Source organism: Cecembia calidifontis, from assembly GCF_004216715.1.
GTDB lineage: Bacteria > Bacteroidota > Bacteroidia > Cytophagales > Cyclobacteriaceae > Cecembia_A > Cecembia_A calidifontis.
This window is the reverse complement of sequence record NZ_SGXG01000001.1, coordinates 1612377-1629070: the sequence shown is the minus strand read 5'-3', so window position 1 is coordinate 1629070 and position 16694 is coordinate 1612377. Positions and strand designations below refer to the sequence as shown.

Below are 16694 nucleotides of genomic sequence, written 5' to 3'. Positions count from 1 at the left end.
ATTTTTCATACATCTTCCAAAGACAAGCATCGATACGCTACCTGAAAATCAGGAAATGAAAGAAGCAAATTGGCTGATTTTTCAATCAACTTTTGATGATTATATTTTTCTTTATTCAACTTCACTTCTGCGATGAGTAATTTCTTTTCTATCTCGTTTATAGCCACCAAATCTATTTCATTTTGATTCCCTTTTTCCCAATAAGTCCCTATGGCTGAATATAACTTGGATTCCTTGAGTTGGAGAAAAAAGTATTTTTCTAATGCTTGTCCAACAAACCCTGAGAAATCTCTTTTGACTATCTGTTTGATCAAATCAAAATTCTCGATCTCTACAATACTTCTGTATTTATAAATAAACCTAAACCAAAAATTCAAAAAGTTATCTTCAATTCTATATTTGATCTGCCGACTCGAAGGTTTGGATAAAATGGGTTTTATTTTTTTAATAATCCCAAATTCATTCTCAAGCCGATCCAAATAACCCCCTACGCTCATTTCTAAAATGGATTCAATTTCAGGCCTAGATGTTTTGGAAGATGCTATTAAACTCAGAATGGAGAAATATGTAGAATAATCTTTTCCAAATTCCTCTATTAGTACATGCTTACCCTCTTCCAACATGATGGAGTTGGATTGGAAAATTTCATTCAGCATAGCATCCAGGTTGAAGGCAGAAGCATTGACCATGTTTTCAAGATATTTAGCAACACCTCCAGTCAGTGTAAAAATCGCCAATAAATCGAATGGTGCTAAATCCGGTTTGTGGTCTGCTAAAATTTCTTTGATGGTATTTGTACCAAATGGCTGAAGTTGAATTTTCCCTGTAGCCCTGGCAAAAAGGGGTTCTCTGGAATCCTCAAATATTCTCTTCATCATAGAATAAATAGATCCACAGATAATAAGATTGATTTTTGCCACCTCCTTTTTACTGTCCCAGATATTTTGCATATCACTAAAAACAGAGGAGTTGATATTCAAAAATTCTTGGAATTCATCAATAACTAAAGTAAATGATTCTTTTTCAGCATGGTCCATCAAAACCCAAAAAATATCCTTGAAGGATTTCAACTCCCCATACCATGAAATGTTCAAATTGGTTCTTATTATTTCTGAAAACTCTTCTACCAAAAGGGTCTCGGATTTCTTGGCAATAAAAAAATACAAAGCTTTCTTCCCTTGAATACTTTTTTTGAGAAGTGAAGTCTTGCCAATTCTTCTCCTTCCAATGACTAAGGTCAGCTGGGCTGAAACTCTTGACCTTTGTTCCTGTTTTTCCAAGAACACTAATTCTTCTTCTCTATCATAAAATTTCATAACTTAATATATTGTAATCTACATTACTGTAACACAAATTACAGTAATATTCTTTACAATAAAAAATTTCATTGAAATCAGAGAAGCTCCGCATTAAAATCTCCCCACTTCAAAAGCTTTGATATCCATGGTAGAAGCGTGACCTTCATGAAGGTCTGTAAGGATTTTTCCTGTGGCAGGAGCCATACTGACCCCCATCATACCATGGCCAGTACCAAACCAAACGTTTTGATAACCCGGTGCAGCACCAATATAGGGGACCCCATCTGGTGAACATGGCCTCAGTCCTTTCCAAATCTTTTCCCTATCAGGGAATTTTGATTGAAATCCTGGATAATATTTGTTGATGGACTCAAAAATTCCTTTTACCCGGTTTATATTGATGGACTCATCTGTACCTGCAATTTCCATGGTGCCACCGAAGCGAACCTGCTGCCCATAAGGGCTTACAGCCACTTTCATTTCGGTAAGAATAGAGGCCTGCAGGATTTCGGGATGGTTGTCCTGCATAAAACTATACCCCTTGCCACCCAGCATGGGCAGCTTGAAACCCAGCATCTGTGCCAATTCAGCCGACCAAGCTCCACTACAAAGGATCACTTTATTGGCACTTAAGTACTCACTTTCAGTGAGCACTGCTGTTACCTTGCCTCCTTGCTTTTCAAAACCAAGGACTTTTCTGTTCGGGAGGAACTTGACTCCTTTTTCTAATAGGTATTTTTTTAGAAAATTGTAGAGATTGGAAGGAGAAAGGTGGGCATCGCCTGGAAACAAGACAGCTCCACGCGCTTTCACTTCCAGATTGGGTTCAATTTTAGCAATATCGGTGGGGTTTAGCACTTCAGCCTCCAGACCGTGCTGTCTGGCCAAATGCGCAAATTCAACCTCTTCTTTTTCCACTTCCGGGGTTTGATAAAGCATCATCAAACCTTTTTCTGCCATTTCCAGATCGACCGCATCCTTATGCTCATTTCTGAATTCCTGATAGAGCGCTTTACTCAGCAAGGATATGTTCTTCAGGAAGGGAATGGATTTTTCTACGTGCTTGGCATTGGCAGAGCGATAAAACAGCCAAGACCATTCTAAAAGCTTTCTGTCCAGACGCGGATGGATATAGAATGGACTTTTGGAAGAAAACATCCAGGCTACTCCCTTGGCTATCATCCCTGGTGCAGATAATGGAATGATATGACTGGGGACAATCATACCGGCATTCCCGGTGGAAGTGGTATCCTGCATATCGCTTTTGTCCACGATGATAACTTCAACCCCTTGCTTATTCAGGTAGTATGCTGTAAAAAGGCCTATAACGCCTCCGCCGATGATGATGGTTCGTTTCATTGTCTGTGCCAAGTCCCAAGTAATATGTACCAAGTGGAATTACCAATTGGAAGTACTTAATAAATTTTTGAAAATCTTGATAAAAGATAAATTTTGATTCATTTTTCCATTGCTTTGATATGATAAGAGAGACCCTATTCATTTGAAGCTGTCGATCATTTCGAAATCAGACTTTCAACATCCGACTTTTCTTGATGAATTTCTTAATTCCCTTAACTTCTGAATGGTTCAAAAACTATCTGATTCCGACTTCCACCTTCCGAAATTCTTACCTCTTGTTTCTTGATTCTTGCCTCTTATTTCTAAACGCTCGCTTCTCGCCTCTAACATCTTCTCAAATCACCTGAAATCCGTACACATACGGATCATCATCATCCATGATTATCGTATTGTATCCATAGATCTTAGCCCATCCTTCTATGCTTGGTACAATGGCAGGTTTTCCTGCTATCTCAGTGACTTGCTCAATCCTCCCTGTGAATTTGGAACCGATGAAACTCTCATGAATAAAGTCTTCTCCAGGTTTCAGCCAACCCTTGGCAAACCATTGCGCCATTCTCGCAGAGGTCCCAGTGCCACAAGGAGATCGGTCTATGGCTTTGTCTCCATAAAACACCGCATTTCTTGCCGTACTGGACTCATCCAACGTTTTCCCTGTCCACAACACATGGGAGAGCCCTTTGATCTGAGGATGCTCAGGATGTACAAACTCATATTTTTCATTCATCTTCTGCCTTAGATTACGGGCCATGGAAATCAGTTGCTCTGCCTTGAAATGCTCCAAGCCAGGGAAGTTTTCCTGAGGATCTACAATACAATAAAAATTCCCTCCATAAGCCACATCCACGATTAGTTTCCCCAATTCCTCGATTTCTATTTCCAGTGCTTCAGCTGCAAGAAAACTTTTGACATTCGTCAGTTTGACGGAGGCAACCTTTTTTCCTTCCTGCTTGTATTCTACCAAAACCAAACCTGCAGGAGCTTCCATTCGAAGGAATCCAGGAATCTTGGGCGTAATCAAACCTTCTTCAATGGCGATGGTAATCGTGCCAATGGTTCCATGTCCACACATCGGCAGACAGCCTGAAGTTTCGATAAACAAGACGGCAAAATCATTTTCTGGATCATGGGGAGGGAAAAGCATGGAACCCGACATCATGTCATGACCGCGGGGCTCAAACATCAACCCCGTCCGGATCCAATCCAGGTTATCCAAAAAATATTGCCGCTTTTCCAGCATATTATTCCCTTTGAGAAACGGAACACCGCCTGCCACTACCCTGACCGGATTACCACAGGTATGGGCATCAATGCATTGGAAGGTTTTTTTCATGATTTAAATTGAGATATGGGTGAAATTTAATGGAAATAAGGTGGAAATAATGTTGAAAATTAGCTCGCCAAATAGTTTTAAGGTTTTAGATGCTCCTCAAACCAAGATGTTCTTCCATGACTTGAAAGTCCTTTTCTGCATGTAATAGCCTGAAGTTATTGGCAATACAAAAGGTAGCGATAATTATATCAATGGTTTTTCTTACTGTTATTCCATTTTTCCTCAAGATTCGGTAATTCTCTGCTGCAAGTAAAGCTGTTTCTTTATTAATTAAAGCGAAATAGGGTAATGATTCAAGTGCTGTCTTTGCCTTTTGATATTGGGAATCATTCTTGAAACCCTGCAAAACCTCCACCCATATTAAATCCCCTGAAATGATGAGCTCATGACCCAACAACTGGTACAGCTTTTCCACATGATCGGCATCTTTGCCGTTGAAGAAGTCTATCCAAACCAAAGAATCTACCAGTATCATTGGTCCAACCTCATTTTTTCAAGATCCCCCTCCCATTTCAACTTCCCTATTAAATCCCGGATTTTCTTTTGTTGGTGTAATTGGACAATAAGCCTTAAGCCCTCTTCAACCGTTGCTTTTTTGGTTTTAAGGCCGGTAACCTTCATGGCCGCGGCCAATAAATCCTCATCTATTTCTATATTTGTCCTCATAATGTGTACGTTTTTATCGAATACACACATTTTTTAACTTTCCAAAGTAATTACATTAGGGGAAAAATAATCATGGTAGAAATAACTATTATCGCTTGAATTCCCCATCGACCATCCGCCAAATTCCCAAAGGATTTTCATCTCTCAAGGCATCAGGGAGCAATTCATGCGGCATATCCTGGAATGCTATCGGTCTGGCAAACCGCTTGATGGCATATACACCTACCGAAGTAAATCTGCTATCTGTAGTAGAAGGATAAGGCCCCCCGTGCTGCATGGCATAACCCACCTCAACACCTGTAGGAACTCCCTTGAACAATAACCTACCACATTTTTCTTCCAATTGATTGATCAGATCCACCTTATTGGCCAATTCTTCTTCTTCTCCCCAAAGGGTAATCGTCAACTGTCCATGTAACCTTTGGGCTATCGCATACAACTCACTGAAACGCTCATAAACCACCATCAAAGCAAATGAACCAAAAACCTCTTGCTGAAAGTGGTCATCCTCCAACCAATCTGATGCTTTGATCTTCGCAAGTGCAGGATATGCCTTGATCAGGTCCTTGGCTTCTGCCACTTGTACCCATTCCAGTTCTTTTCTTCCCTGCAACATGGCCAAAGCATTGTAGTAGGCCGCCGCAATACCTTCATGCAGCATAGGAGCTGCGACAATCTGTTCCAATTCCTTTTTTACTGCCGAAGCAAATGCAACTGCATATTCAGCAGGAACAACAATCAAACCCGGATTGGTACAAAACTGTCCTGCACCAAGGGTGAGTGAAGCTACAAACTGCTTAGATAAGGCTTCTATATTTTTGCCAAGCTTCTCTTTGAGGACAATGATGGGATTGACCGACCCCATTTCTGCAAATACAGGAATAGGCTCTTTCCTCTGGTTGGCCGCATCAAACAAGGCTTTACCCCCTGCAAAAGAACCTGTAAAGGCAACAGCTTTGGCAAGAGGATGCTTCGCAAGTGCTTGTCCTACATCTATTCCTCCCTCTACATGGGTAAAGACACCTATTGGCAAGGCAGCGTCAATGACAGCTTTGTGAATTACCTGTCCCACCAATCGGGAGGTCTCGGGATGAGCGGGATGGGCTTTATAAATCACCGGGCAACCTGCCGCCAAGGCAGATATGGTATCTCCCCCTGCGGTGGAAAATGCCAAAGGAAAATTACTTGCCCCAAATACTACCACCGGACCCAAAGCTGTCAAAAACCTACGGATATCAGGTTTGGGAACAGGGGCCCTTTCAGGGTCTGCATGATCTATAACCGCCTCCACCCAAGATCCTTCTTCCACCAATTTGGCAAATAACCTGATCTGTCCTACTGTCCTTCCAAGTTCCCCGGTAATCCTGCCTTCAGGCAAGTTGGATTCTTCGGAAGCCATTGGAATCAGAGTGTGTTTCTCAGCTTCCAGCCCATCAGCTATTTTTCTCAAAAAAGCTGCTTTTTCTTTTCCCGGAACATTTTTGTAATGTAAAAAAGCATCTTGAGCAGACTGGAAAATTGGATCTAAGTTCATGGTATCTTTTTGTCAGTTAATTAGAAATTAGGTTGAAATAGGATAGAAATATAATTGAAATAGGCTGCAAATCGAAGCCATATGCCAGAAATCGGAAAACATTTCCAACTATTGAAATGACAATACAAATATCCCAAAATCACAAAGCCAATATCTTCAAATCTCCAAGCCTATCACGTCATGAGTCATGAATCCAGAAATCAAACTACCGGTCTATGCTCCAATCCCCTCTTGATGATATTCTCTATCTTCACCCTTTCCTCACCTACCAAAGTCAGGCGTGGCGCCCTTACCCATTCTGTTCCAACGCCGGCCATCTGCTCTGCCAGTTTGATATATTGAACCAATTTGGGATGAATGTCCAGCTCCAATAACGGCAAAAACCAACGGTAAATAGCCAAAGCCTGATCATATTTTCCTGCCTTTACCAATTCATAAACCGCAACTGTTTCCTTCGGAAAAGCACACACCAAACCGGCCACCCATCCATCGGCTCCCATTACCAATTCTTCCATGGCAAGTGTATCTACACCGCATAGGATCTTGTAACGGTCCCCAAAACGGTTACGCATACGGGTGACATTGGAGATGTCCCTGGTGGATTCTTTGATGGCCTGAATATTTTCACAATCGGCCAATTCCTCGAACATGGAAATGGTCACCAAGGTCTTGTAATCCACAGGATTGTTGTAGATCATTATGGGCAAATCAGTACTGTGGGCTACAGCCTTAAAGTAGGTCACCACTTCTCTATGATCTGCCGCATAACGCATGGGGGGCAAAAGCATCAGTCCCGAAGCACCCATTTCCTTCGCCTTTTCTGCCCAGAAAATAGCATCTTTGGTAGCGCCTTCTGCAATATTCAGGATTACAGGAACCTTCCCATTGATGTATTTGACTGTTTCTGTTGTCAATTTTATTTTTTCCTCCAAGGACAAAACAGAGGATTCTCCCAAGGTCCCGCCTAAAATGATCCCGTGTACCCCCGCATCCAATTGCGCATCTAGGTTTTTAAAAAACATGTCCATATCCAAGCTTCCATCCTGGTGAAATTTGGTCGTTAATGCCGGAAATACACCTTGCCATTTCATAGATTTTCTCATTTAGATTGATTATTCAAAAGTATAGGCTAATTCTTCCGAATGCTTATACTCATTTAATACTTACTAATACCCTATTGACTCCACATGAGGAACTGCGGCAAATTCTTATTAATATTATATCAAAGTTTTGATCTGGTATTAGACAAACCTATACCTTCTAAGATTGAATACTTTGGCAAAGCATCGAATATGAGCCGGAAAATCATCTCCTTTCAAATCCCCAAGTCCAACAAGGAATTTGTCCGATTCCAAGTGGATGCAGGAAAGCATTTTTACGAAAAACTCCATCAACATCCTCAATGGCAGCTCACCTTCATCATCGAAGGGAAAGGGCAGCTGATGGTGGGAGACTACCTGGGAAGATTTGAGCCAGGTGACATGTTTCTGTTTTCAGCCAATATGCCTCACGTATTCCGGTCCGATACAGAGTATTTCAACCCAGAAACAGACAAGCGGTCCTTGAGCCATACCTTGTTTTTTGATTTTGAAGCTTTGGGAAAAAGCCTGAGGGAGGTGGAAGAATTTGCCGGTTTGCACCAGTGGATCCAACAGACAAAGGGCTGCTTTGCCATTCAAGGAAGTACTAAAGACAAGATCAAAAGTACCTTAATGAGTTTCAGTGACTTACAGGGATTAAAAAAAATGCTTTGCGCCTTGGAGATATTGAATGGCTTACAGGAATCACAGGAACTGAATTCCTTAAACAGGTTCATCCCCCAAAAGGACTTTACAGAAACAGAAGGCAAGCGCATGGGACATGTGATGTCCTTTATCCTTTCCAAAAGCCAAAGCTCAATAAGCCTACAGGAGGTCGCGGATGTTGCTAATTTAAGCAAAGAAGCTTTTTGTAGATTTTTCAAAGAAAGAACAGGCAAAACCTTTACTGAATTTCTTATTCAGGTTAGAATTCATCAAGCTTGCCAACTTTTGCAAGAAAAGGAATGGTCAATTTCACAGATCGCCTACCACACCGGTTTTCAGAATCTTTCTTACTTCAACAGGGTATTTAAAAAGATCCAGGGTGAAACTCCCAAGGAGTATAGGTCAAGAATGTTTTAATATTTGGGCCTGATTTATTTTTATTCTGAGCTGAGTTTTTTAAAAATGATGTAAATCATTCATAATCTTGTTTTTATTTAGGTTTTATACATAAAAAAAGTGGTATTTTAGGTAGGTCTGAAATGGGCAATTTAAAATTTTCACTTTAACCATAAAACCATGAAAAAACGTGTAATAATGGCGGTGTGGCTGTCCGCCTTCCTCTTGGGCAGTTCGTTGCCCTTATTTGCACAAAGCATGAGCAAACAAGATTATTTGGATAAAAGCCGAAGACAAAAGACTACTGGCTTTATCATGTTGGGTGGTGGAGTAGCAATGGTAACAGCTGGCAGCATCCTTTTCTCGGAAAACTTTATCCTATTTGGTGCTTCAAATGCTGATGATAATGCAGCAGCCATTGGGGCTGCTATGGTGGTAGTGGGTGGTTTGGCAACAATAGGAAGCATCCCCCTATTTATAAGTGCTGGAAACAATAAAAGGAAGTCATCTGAATTAAGCTTTAAAAACCTACCTAGCAATATACCAAAATATTCCGGTAACATCCCAAGGTCAATTCCCTCCGTCACTTACTCCATCCCCTTGAATTAAACTTGAATAGGAAAGCGGCTATCTCCCAAATGAGGTTAGCCTCTTTCTATTCTGTAATTCTCCTAAATCAAATTCCTTTCAGTTCAAGCTTATATATTTATTAAATAGGAGGACTATTCATCACCATCCATCAACATTAGCAACCCACTGGTCAACAGGGTATTGGTTTTTTTTCCATAAATAATGGAACTTACTTTTTGAAATTTGAATGGGAAATTAAATTGGAATACGGCATTACTGAAATATTAACTCGGCGGAACACTTATGTTTCGGCTTAAACTGAAAATCATTTGATATATTTCTACTTTATTTCAATTTTCCTCCACAGTATTTCCACTTAACTATTTTCAAATCAAGTCCATTATGAAAAAAAGTATACTTTCCTTCCTATTAGGAATCATACTTACAGGAAGTTCATTGGCCACTGAGCTTTATCCTGCCATCAGCAGCTATCAGGCAGACAGGGGGGCATTGGCCAGAAAGTACAACAATCCCCTGTCCGACGAATACTTTCAGCGTTTTGAAAAACTATTCAAGGACTGGCTAAAAGCACTGGAAAGCATGCCTTATGAATCCTACTCTTTGGATGGGAAAATGGATTACCAACTTTTCAAAAACCATTTGGAAAAGGAGCTCTTCTTCCATCAATTGGCCTATGAAGATTTCAGACAGGTAAGTCATGTGGTAGATTTTAAAGATGACTTGGAAAAGTTTTACCAAACCAGAAGGATGGCGGTGAAGCCCAATGCCCAGGAAGTGGCTGCAATGTTTACCAAAACTGAGAAGCTGATCAAAGCCAAATGGGAATCCATGAAAAAAGCCAAAGCATTTGATTCCTGGCAAAAGGCGGACCTTGCTTCCCAAAGCGTGGAAGCATTGAGAAAAAGTACCGAAGAGGCCTATAACTTTTATTATGATTATGATCCGGAGTTTACCTGGTGGATGAAGAAGCCCATGGAGAGTATGAATGAAACCCTAAAGGCTTATGCTGCCTTTTTGAAAAACCATTTTGAAAATACTGTAGTCAAAGATGATGGTTCGGGTATTATCGGTAAACCTGTAGGAAAGCTCGCCATAGAAAAGGAACTGGCGTACAATATGATTCCATACACCGCAGAAGAATTATTGAAAGAAGGAGAAAAGCAATATGCCTGGTGTGAAGCGGAAATGATCAAAGCTTCGCAAGAACTTGGTTTTGGCAGAGATTGGAAAGCGGCCCTCGAACATGTAAAAAATACTTATGCCCCTGCCGGGAAATGGCCTCAGATGGTGACTGAAATGGCTGAGGAAGCCATTGAATTTTTGGAATCCAGAGACCTCTTAACCATTCCGGATATGGCCAAGGAAACCTGGAGAACTACCATGATGTCTGCAGAAAGACAAAAAGTAAGCCCTTTCTTCTTGGGCGGAGAAACCATCATCATTTCTTACCCCACTTCTACCATGACGCATGAGGAAAAAATGATGAGCATGCGGGGTAACAATCCCCATTTTTCAAGAGCTACTGTTCAGCACGAATTGATACCTGGCCATCACTTGCAGCAGTTTATGAACCAAAGACATTTTCCCCACAGAAGGGTATTCAATACACCATTTTGGGTAGAAGGATGGACACTGTATTGGGAATTCAACCTTTGGGATAAAAATTTCCCAAGAAATGCAGAGGATAGGGTCGGCATGTTATTCTGGAGAATGCACCGTGCAGCGAGGATTGTCTTTTCACTGAATTATCACTTGGGCAAATGGACGCCACAGCAATGTATTGATTTCTTGGTGGACCGCGTCGGTCATGAACAGGCCAATGCAGAAGCTGAAGTCAGAAGGTCTTTTGAAGGCAGCTATGGTCCCTTGTACCAATTGGCCTACATGATCGGAGGACTACAGGTATATGGTTTGAGAAAAGAAATGGTAGAAGGCGGCAAAATGACCGAAAAAGAATTCCATGACTTCTTTATTACCCAAAATTACACCCCCATCGAACTGCTCAGAGCAAGGATGAAAGGGGATATTCCAAAAGATTTCAAAAGTTCCTGGAGGTTTTTGGATTGATAAACTAAACCCTCCAAGGGTTCCAAACCCTTGGAGGGTTTACAACTATTCAAATTTTTTAATCATTTCATGACCTGCATTAAGATCATGAAATTTTATAAAATCCATTCTCCCTCCAAACCAATCTAAAACTTCTCTTCTTTTTATTTTTGTTTCTTTTTGTTCTAGAAAAGTTCTGTAGGAGGAGAATTTCCATTCAAAGAGATTTTCACAAAATCCATGATGGATAGGGTTCTTGTGAATATAAAGTATCAACCAGGTAAAATATGCCTCAGACTCGATTACTTTTCGATTAAAATTTGGATTAAACAAGCTCCCTTTTCTTTGGTAAACTTTATTGAAACTTTGGGTGTAAGAATTGAATAGTTTGGAAAACTGATTGCTAATGATGGTTGAGTAATTGAAATATTGTTTTGTGGATTTGCCTTGGTTCTTCTGAAAATTAAATGTCCATTCTTCGTCTTTTGTTTTTATCATTAAATGGAGGTGATTCGGCATTAAACAATAAGCATAAGTATCCACCAAATCTGATAGATAATATTTGTACCGATCAAGAAAAAAATAATAATTTTTCGTTTCATTAAATAAATTTTCGAATCCATTTGCATGCGTCCATATATGGTAATAGCGCTCAGGTTCGAAAGTAATTTTCGGTTTTACCATATTTTAAAAAGTTTAAACTAAAATTAAAAAAATAAATGTAACCCTCCAAGGGTTTCGAACCCTTGGAGGGTGTAATTTTACCTAAAGGTGTACTTCAAACCCAACCCGGCCCGAAAATAACTTCCGTATTCCGTTGGGAAAATGGGGCTGGCTTCCATCATAAAGCCAAAATTTTTGACAGGAAAAGGCTTTACCAGTAAACCGAATGGTATACCCAAATAAAATCCATCCCGGCGACCTTCAACACCCAAATGGAACCCACTATAAAAGTTTACATCATCTCTTTGGATGAAATTATAACCAAAAGTCCCTTCAAATCCAACAAACCTCCCTGTTGCCAGTCTGGCTTCACCGAAGATCTTATTGTCCACATCGGTACCCACTGATACCAGAGTTGAAGCACTTGATTGATAAAGCCCTGTTGAAACCTGGGCATTGACATGCATGATGGCCGCAAAAAAGAGGACCAAAGAAAATACAAGAATTTTTTTCATAAGAATAAATAGTTGGTAAGGCCTAATGAAAGCAAAGACCAGACCAAATCCGGGAAAAAACCCCTCAGTTTCGCCCTCAAAAAGATAAAAAACTGAATCTTAGACTTTTCAAAAACAAAAAAATCCTCCTTCCACTCAAACACCGAACTGCCGCAGGTGATGATCGGTATGCTTCCATACCAATATTCCCCATTCTTGGTGATTGAGCGGTCCGAAGAAGGGGTGGAAGCCTTGGAGTTGGTGGCTAATACCGCCAAAGGCTTGCAGGGCATCGATTAATCCTTGCTTTTCTTCCAGAAATTCATCTTGGGAAACCTTACCCTTCATGTCAAAGCGTTTGGGGCCTTTGACCAGCTTGGGAAATTCTTTTTTGAAATAGAAAAAATAGTACTTCCCGAGAAGCTGCTTGATATTTGCCTTCTTCTCAGGTTTGGGCGATTTCAATACAGCAGCCGCTACCTCCCGTGCATGTGCCAGCATCTCCTCTACCCGCATACTTCCCCAATGTGCTTGGTCTCCCGCTTGAAGCTCGGCTACTCTGTCCAGTAGTTCTTGGCGATGGTCTGAGTGAAGGATGGATTTTTTCATGAGGGAAGAGGGTTTTGGGTTTGTTTGATGCTGTTTTAAATCTACTAATTTTTAGGTTCTTTTTTAAAAGGAGAACTCAAATCGCAAAAATTATATAAATCCAAGACGAAATCCGATATAGGAATCTTGCCCTTCAATTGGGGATTTCTTATCGGTTTGTTAGAAAGAAATAGGTGGTTTTATAAATTTTGTCTAGCTAAAGCTGAGTTAGCGGGATCATTTTCAGATTTATTCAATCCCGAGTCTATTATTTTGAAATTGAGGAATGGCTTGAGGTAGGACATGAGTTAACTATCTTCTAAACCAAAGGTAAGGATTTAGAATAGTCCTAATTTAGGTTTATAAAATGAATTTGTAAACATTGGCTTTTCCATCATCTGAATATCCAAAAAGAAGGGAATCATCATGGGACACTACTATTAAACTAACTGCTTTATCTAAGTAAATTTCTTTGACTTTTTTTCCATCCCAATCAAATACAATTACTGTTTGACTATCATCAATATTATCACCCATTTTTTCTCCTGAATACAACCCATATATGTATTGATTAGAAACTGCTGTGCTTAAAAATCCAAGTACATTCTCTTTATTGTAATCCGCCCGAATCACATTTCCTTCCTGACTGGTAAATATGGGTTTTGTCATCTCTTTCCTAAAATCCAGTTTTGGCACTGATCCTTCCATAGATAGGATATCTAATGCTCCAAAATTTGAAGAAGTGAATATAATTTTTTTACCATCTGGTCTTTTGTGTAAGTTTCCCTGAGAGGCCATGGCAATATTTTCATAAGAGTGAAGGCCAATCAATTCCTCTTCGAAATGATATTTGACATCAGACGGAAAAATTTCCCGTTTATTTTGGTCAAAAACTACATATTTACTAGTAAACAAACCATAACCTAAAATTCTACCACCTCCAAGGTCTACGATTTTCTGAAAATTAAAATCTAATTTAAAATCTCTATAATTACAGGGGTAATCAAAATCTGTTGGTGACAGCAAATATTCAACTGGGAAATCCAAAATTTGAAAGGTATTTTTGTTAAAAAAAGATAGATTAATATCATCCACCTTGATTATTGGACTTGGGGAACTTAGTTCACAGGGTCCATTTCCTTTTTTACCTAATTCTTTAATAAATTTATCCTGACGAATGTCAAAGATTTTATACAAGTTTTGAGCACTCGGATCACTGACAATTAGTAAATTATCGAAAAGATAAATGGATTTTACCCGGGTCAGGTTATCACTCAAATTCATCCTTTCTGATGATACAAAAACTTGATTTACTTCAGTATTGTCTTGAATACTACTCCCACAACCAAATAAAAATATTAAGTAAATTAAATACCTATTTTTTTTCATTCCATTATTAAGCTAAAGAATATATAATTAAAAGGGTGTCAACAAATTGACACCCATATAAAATCAATCTTGACAAGGAGATAATTTACCGTAAAAAATATGAGGACCTGAAGGTGTTATTGTTCTTGAACACTCATCTTCAGTTGTTTCATCACATATATTACAGGGAGGATTTGGTGGATCAACAGAAGCCTGTCCGTTAACTGTAATATTTACTCCCAAACTAAACAAAGCAATAAAGCTTAACATTAAAATTGACTTTTTCATAAAACATTAAATAAGTAGGCGTTTTAAAAGTAGGCAGCCTGTTACCTTTAAGCTTAATAAAAATTTGCTCAATATTTTATTATACCTTGTATGAACCTATGGCCATTTTTTCAATAATGCAATAGATTGGGTAAAAAAAATATAATTATTCGGAATGTTATACGTAAGGATGAACAGCTGCAACGATCAATCGGTCAAACATACGTGTGAAGTTCGGGAGAGTCGTGTAAGTAAAATATTTTTTAAAATTTGAAAAAAAATTTTAATTCAAAAATGCTCAAATTTACTTATAAATTAGTTTAAACAAGAGGTAAGAGGGCGGTTTTCTCGGAATATTATTTTATTTTTTATTATTTAAAAAGTAAAATAAATAATAATAAGGGCCAATTGAAGACTACCTATATTCAAGTCATAAATGCAACACTAAGGGTTTAAGGGAAGGAACCTAGGTTCCTTCCCTTAGGCTGAAAATATTAATTTAGTGTTGTCATGAATAAATTTAAACATCTCAGCCAGGAACAAAGGTACCAAATAGAGGCTTTATTTAGAAACGGAACTTCCCAGACCAAAATCGCTGCGATTATCGGTGTCAACAAAAGTACTGTATCCAGAGAACTTCAAAGAAATACCGGCAAGAGGGGCCGTTATAGCGGTGAATATAAGGCTGCAGTTGCCCAGAACCGTACAGACGAAAGACATAGACTCAAGAGAAAGCGAATCAAATTTACCGAGTCCCTTAAAGAAGAGGCCCGCAAATTCCTTGTTGTTGACAAATTGAGCCCAGAGCTAATATCGGTCACCTGGAAGAAACAAGGTAAAGAAGGGGTTTGTCATGAGACACTCTACAACTGGATATTTACTGCCAAAAAAAGTAGCCATTGGAGATACCGAAGGGACAGGGAGCTTTACAAGAATCTCCGGCATGGTAAAAGAAAGCGTAAGAGAGGTAATTACAGGCATACCAGAGGAATTATCAGGGAGAGAGTTCCAATTGACCAAAGGCCTCCTGTAGTTGAAAAAAGACAAAGGATAGGAGATATTGAAGTAGACCTTATGATGGGGAAAAACCACAAATCAGCTCTTTTGGTACTGGTGGACAGGGCAACCTTGGTTACTACCATAGAGAAACTTGATGGTAAAAATGCAGATATCATTGAACAGAAAATAGCAAAGAGAATACAGAGAATTGGTGCTTCGTTCTTCAAATCAATCACTTTCGATAATGATATGGCATTCGCAAACCATTATAAAATCAGAGATAAATTCAATATCCCAACATTCTTTACAAGACCATACACTTCACAGGATAAAGGAACAGTGGAAAACAGAATCGGACTTATCAGGGCTTTCCTGCCAAAGGGTACTGACCTCAATCAAATCTCTCGGGAACAGATCCAAAATATAGAAACCAAAATCAATAACAGGCCAATAAGAAAGTTTAATTATCTTAGTCCTATCGAATGTCTAATGAAAAAATTAGGCGTTGCATTTATGACTTGAACATGGCCTATTTTTTGTTGTATTTTTTATTTTAAATTTATAGTTTTATTTCAACAAAAAACCTTTATAAGATATTCAATTCACAAAAATTTTTAACCAATAACCATCATGAAAGATAAATTCTTAATGGCCGGAATTAGCTTGATGCTTATTCTGATTACAATTCAGTCCAAAGCCCAGCAAACAGACACGATTCCGGTACCACGTTGGGAAGTAGGCGTGGATGTCCTTTCATTATTTGATCAGAATTCACTGGTCCCCTATTCTCTTTTTGGAAGGTATTTACTTAATCCTACAGGAGACAAAAAATCCCACCTGAGGGCCAGAATTGGTTTTGACGGTTTTTCGTATTTAGATACAGCCAACCATCCAAACAGGCTGGAACATGACAGCCGTGCTTTTGCTTTCTCGGTCATGGTAGGCTATCAGAAGGAAATAACTTCAACTGACCGCTCCAGTCTTTATTTTGGATCTGATTTATCCTTTTCAAGGGAATCCAGCAACAAAAAGTGGGACATACCCGGTCCTTTTGGTGTCCAAGGCTACGAGGATTACAGTCACAGCAAGATTGGGCTACATATCTTGGCAGGATATTCCTACAGCTTAGGTAGTCGAATAAGGATTTCATTGGAGTCTTCCCTTTCAGTTTTCTTTAGAAGGGAAATTTTTGATCAGGATGTCACCTTCTTTGCTTCTGATAATCGGCTTTATGAAGACAGTTCCGCTAGCAGAATCGATTCCCGTATCAATCCTTTCCACCAACTTTTGTTCACCTATAAATTTTAAACCTTGATTTCTTCATGGTTAAATAATTACCTCATTATG

17 protein-coding genes are annotated in these 16694 nt (G+C 39.3%); 5 read left to right on the top strand and 12 right to left on the bottom strand.

Going from position 1 to position 16694, the window contains the following annotated elements; genetic code table 11:
• Positions 1–5: 5 nt before the first annotated feature.
• The 7 genes from BC751_RS07090 to BC751_RS07060 form a co-directional block, all read right to left on the bottom strand.
• Positions 6–1316 (bottom strand): ATP-binding protein, encoded by a 1311-nt coding sequence (locus BC751_RS07090; RefSeq protein ID WP_130274931.1) that lies wholly within the window; start codon positions 1314–1316, stop codon positions 6–8.
• Between the two features lie 93 nt (positions 1317–1409).
• Positions 1410–2657, bottom strand: coding sequence for an NAD(P)/FAD-dependent oxidoreductase (locus tag BC751_RS07085; RefSeq protein ID WP_130274930.1), 1248 nt, complete (start codon positions 2655–2657; stop codon positions 1410–1412).
• Positions 2658–2991: 334 nt separating this feature from the next.
• Positions 2992–3990, bottom strand: coding sequence for a 4-hydroxyproline epimerase (locus tag BC751_RS07080; RefSeq protein ID WP_130274929.1), 999 nt, complete (start codon positions 3988–3990; stop codon positions 2992–2994).
• Between the two features lie 85 nt (positions 3991–4075).
• Positions 4076–4465 (bottom strand): type II toxin-antitoxin system VapC family toxin, encoded by a 390-nt coding sequence (gene vapC, locus BC751_RS07075; RefSeq protein WP_130274928.1) that lies wholly within the window; start codon positions 4463–4465, stop codon positions 4076–4078.
• A complete protein-coding gene (locus BC751_RS07070) occupies positions 4462–4656 on the bottom strand; it encodes a type II toxin-antitoxin system VapB family antitoxin (RefSeq protein WP_130274927.1) in 195 nt (64 codons plus the stop codon). Before BC751_RS07070 ends, vapC begins: the two co-directional genes overlap by 4 nt.
• Positions 4657–4744: 88 nt before the next feature.
• A complete protein-coding gene (locus BC751_RS07065; protein WP_130274926.1) occupies positions 4745–6190 on the bottom strand; it encodes an aldehyde dehydrogenase (NADP(+)) in 1446 nt (481 codons plus the stop codon).
• A gap of 200 nt (positions 6191–6390) precedes the next feature.
• Entirely contained in the window at positions 6391–7281 is an 891-nt protein-coding gene (locus BC751_RS07060) for a dihydrodipicolinate synthase family protein (protein ID WP_130277526.1), read from the bottom strand.
• A 201-nt stretch (positions 7282–7482) separates the two neighbouring features.
• Here BC751_RS07060 and BC751_RS07055 point away from each other — a divergent pair, with 201 nt between their 5' ends.
• From BC751_RS07055 to BC751_RS07045, 3 genes are all read left to right on the top strand, one after another.
• The gene (locus BC751_RS07055; protein WP_130274925.1) at positions 7483–8352 is read left to right on the top strand and encodes a helix-turn-helix domain-containing protein; all 870 of its coding nucleotides are present in this window, start codon (positions 7483–7485) and stop codon (positions 8350–8352) included.
• 159 nt (positions 8353–8511) lie between these two features.
• Complete coding sequence (locus BC751_RS07050; protein WP_130274924.1) at positions 8512–8940, top strand: hypothetical protein; 429 nt, start codon at positions 8512–8514, stop codon at positions 8938–8940.
• Positions 8941–9303: 363 nt separating this feature from the next.
• Complete coding sequence (locus BC751_RS07045; RefSeq protein WP_130274923.1) at positions 9304–10989, top strand: DUF885 family protein; 1686 nt, start codon at positions 9304–9306, stop codon at positions 10987–10989.
• 45 nt (positions 10990–11034) lie between these two features.
• Here the strand turns inward: BC751_RS07045 and BC751_RS07040 are convergent, their stop codons facing one another.
• The 5 genes from BC751_RS07040 to BC751_RS07020 all read right to left on the bottom strand — a co-directional run bounded on the left by BC751_RS07040 (position 11035) and on the right by BC751_RS07020 (position 14369).
• Complete coding sequence (locus BC751_RS07040; RefSeq protein WP_130274922.1) at positions 11035–11652, bottom strand: hypothetical protein; 618 nt, start codon at positions 11650–11652, stop codon at positions 11035–11037.
• Between the two features lie 77 nt (positions 11653–11729).
• Positions 11730–12146, bottom strand: a complete 417-nt coding sequence (locus BC751_RS07035) for an outer membrane insertion C- signal (RefSeq protein ID WP_130274921.1) — start codon at positions 12144–12146, stop codon at positions 11730–11732.
• A 135-nt stretch (positions 12147–12281) separates the two neighbouring features.
• Entirely contained in the window at positions 12282–12734 is a 453-nt protein-coding gene (locus BC751_RS07030; RefSeq protein ID WP_130274920.1) for a DUF1569 domain-containing protein, read from the bottom strand.
• A gap of 339 nt (positions 12735–13073) precedes the next feature.
• Positions 13074–14102, bottom strand: a complete 1029-nt coding sequence (locus BC751_RS07025) for a BF3164 family lipoprotein (protein ID WP_130274919.1) — start codon at positions 14100–14102, stop codon at positions 13074–13076.
• A gap of 63 nt (positions 14103–14165) precedes the next feature.
• Positions 14166–14369 carry a hypothetical protein gene (locus BC751_RS07020; RefSeq protein ID WP_130274918.1) on the bottom strand — a complete coding sequence of 68 codons (204 nt, stop codon included), beginning with the start codon at positions 14367–14369 and terminating at the stop codon, positions 14166–14168.
• 489 nt (positions 14370–14858) lie between these two features.
• Between BC751_RS07020 and BC751_RS07015 the strand changes: the two genes are divergently transcribed.
• Positions 14859–15869: an IS30 family transposase gene (locus BC751_RS07015; protein WP_130273814.1), complete on the top strand. Its 1011-nt coding sequence runs from the start codon at positions 14859–14861 to the stop codon at positions 15867–15869.
• 108 nt (positions 15870–15977) lie between these two features.
• Positions 15978–16655: a hypothetical protein gene (locus BC751_RS07010; protein WP_130274917.1), complete on the top strand. Its 678-nt coding sequence runs from the start codon at positions 15978–15980 to the stop codon at positions 16653–16655.
• Positions 16656–16694 lie beyond the last annotated feature (39 nt).

Bases quoted from the DNA above. Each gene is read 5' to 3' on its own strand.
- BC751_RS07090 (WP_130274931.1), bottom strand. From the start codon at position 1,316: ATGAAATTTTATGATAGAGAAGAAGAATTAGTGTTCTTGGAAAAACAG.
- BC751_RS07085 (WP_130274930.1), bottom strand. From the start codon at position 2,657: ATGAAACGAACCATCATCATCGGCGGAGGCGTTATAGGCCTTTTTACA.
- BC751_RS07080 (WP_130274929.1), bottom strand. From the start codon at position 3,990: ATGAAAAAAACCTTCCAATGCATTGATGCCCATACCTGTGGTAATCCG.
- vapC (WP_130274928.1), bottom strand. From the start codon at position 4,465: ATGATACTGGTAGATTCTTTGGTTTGGATAGACTTCTTCAACGGCAAA.
- BC751_RS07070 (WP_130274927.1), bottom strand. From the start codon at position 4,656: ATGAGGACAAATATAGAAATAGATGAGGATTTATTGGCCGCGGCCATG.
- BC751_RS07065 (WP_130274926.1), bottom strand. From the start codon at position 6,190: ATGAACTTAGATCCAATTTTCCAGTCTGCTCAAGATGCTTTTTTACAT.
- BC751_RS07060 (WP_130277526.1), bottom strand. From the start codon at position 7,281: ATGAAATGGCAAGGTGTATTTCCGGCATTAACGACCAAATTTCACCAG.
- BC751_RS07055 (WP_130274925.1), top strand. From the start codon at position 7,483: ATGAGCCGGAAAATCATCTCCTTTCAAATCCCCAAGTCCAACAAGGAA.
- BC751_RS07050 (WP_130274924.1), top strand. From the start codon at position 8,512: ATGAAAAAACGTGTAATAATGGCGGTGTGGCTGTCCGCCTTCCTCTTG.
- BC751_RS07045 (WP_130274923.1), top strand. From the start codon at position 9,304: ATGAAAAAAAGTATACTTTCCTTCCTATTAGGAATCATACTTACAGGA.
- BC751_RS07040 (WP_130274922.1), bottom strand. From the start codon at position 11,652: ATGGTAAAACCGAAAATTACTTTCGAACCTGAGCGCTATTACCATATA.
- BC751_RS07035 (WP_130274921.1), bottom strand. From the start codon at position 12,146: ATGAAAAAAATTCTTGTATTTTCTTTGGTCCTCTTTTTTGCGGCCATC.
- BC751_RS07030 (WP_130274920.1), bottom strand. From the start codon at position 12,734: ATGAAAAAATCCATCCTTCACTCAGACCATCGCCAAGAACTACTGGAC.
- BC751_RS07025 (WP_130274919.1), bottom strand. From the start codon at position 14,102: ATGAAAAAAAATAGGTATTTAATTTACTTAATATTTTTATTTGGTTGT.
- BC751_RS07020 (WP_130274918.1), bottom strand. From the start codon at position 14,369: ATGAAAAAGTCAATTTTAATGTTAAGCTTTATTGCTTTGTTTAGTTTG.
- BC751_RS07015 (WP_130273814.1), top strand. From the start codon at position 14,859: ATGAATAAATTTAAACATCTCAGCCAGGAACAAAGGTACCAAATAGAG.
- BC751_RS07010 (WP_130274917.1), top strand. From the start codon at position 15,978: ATGAAAGATAAATTCTTAATGGCCGGAATTAGCTTGATGCTTATTCTG.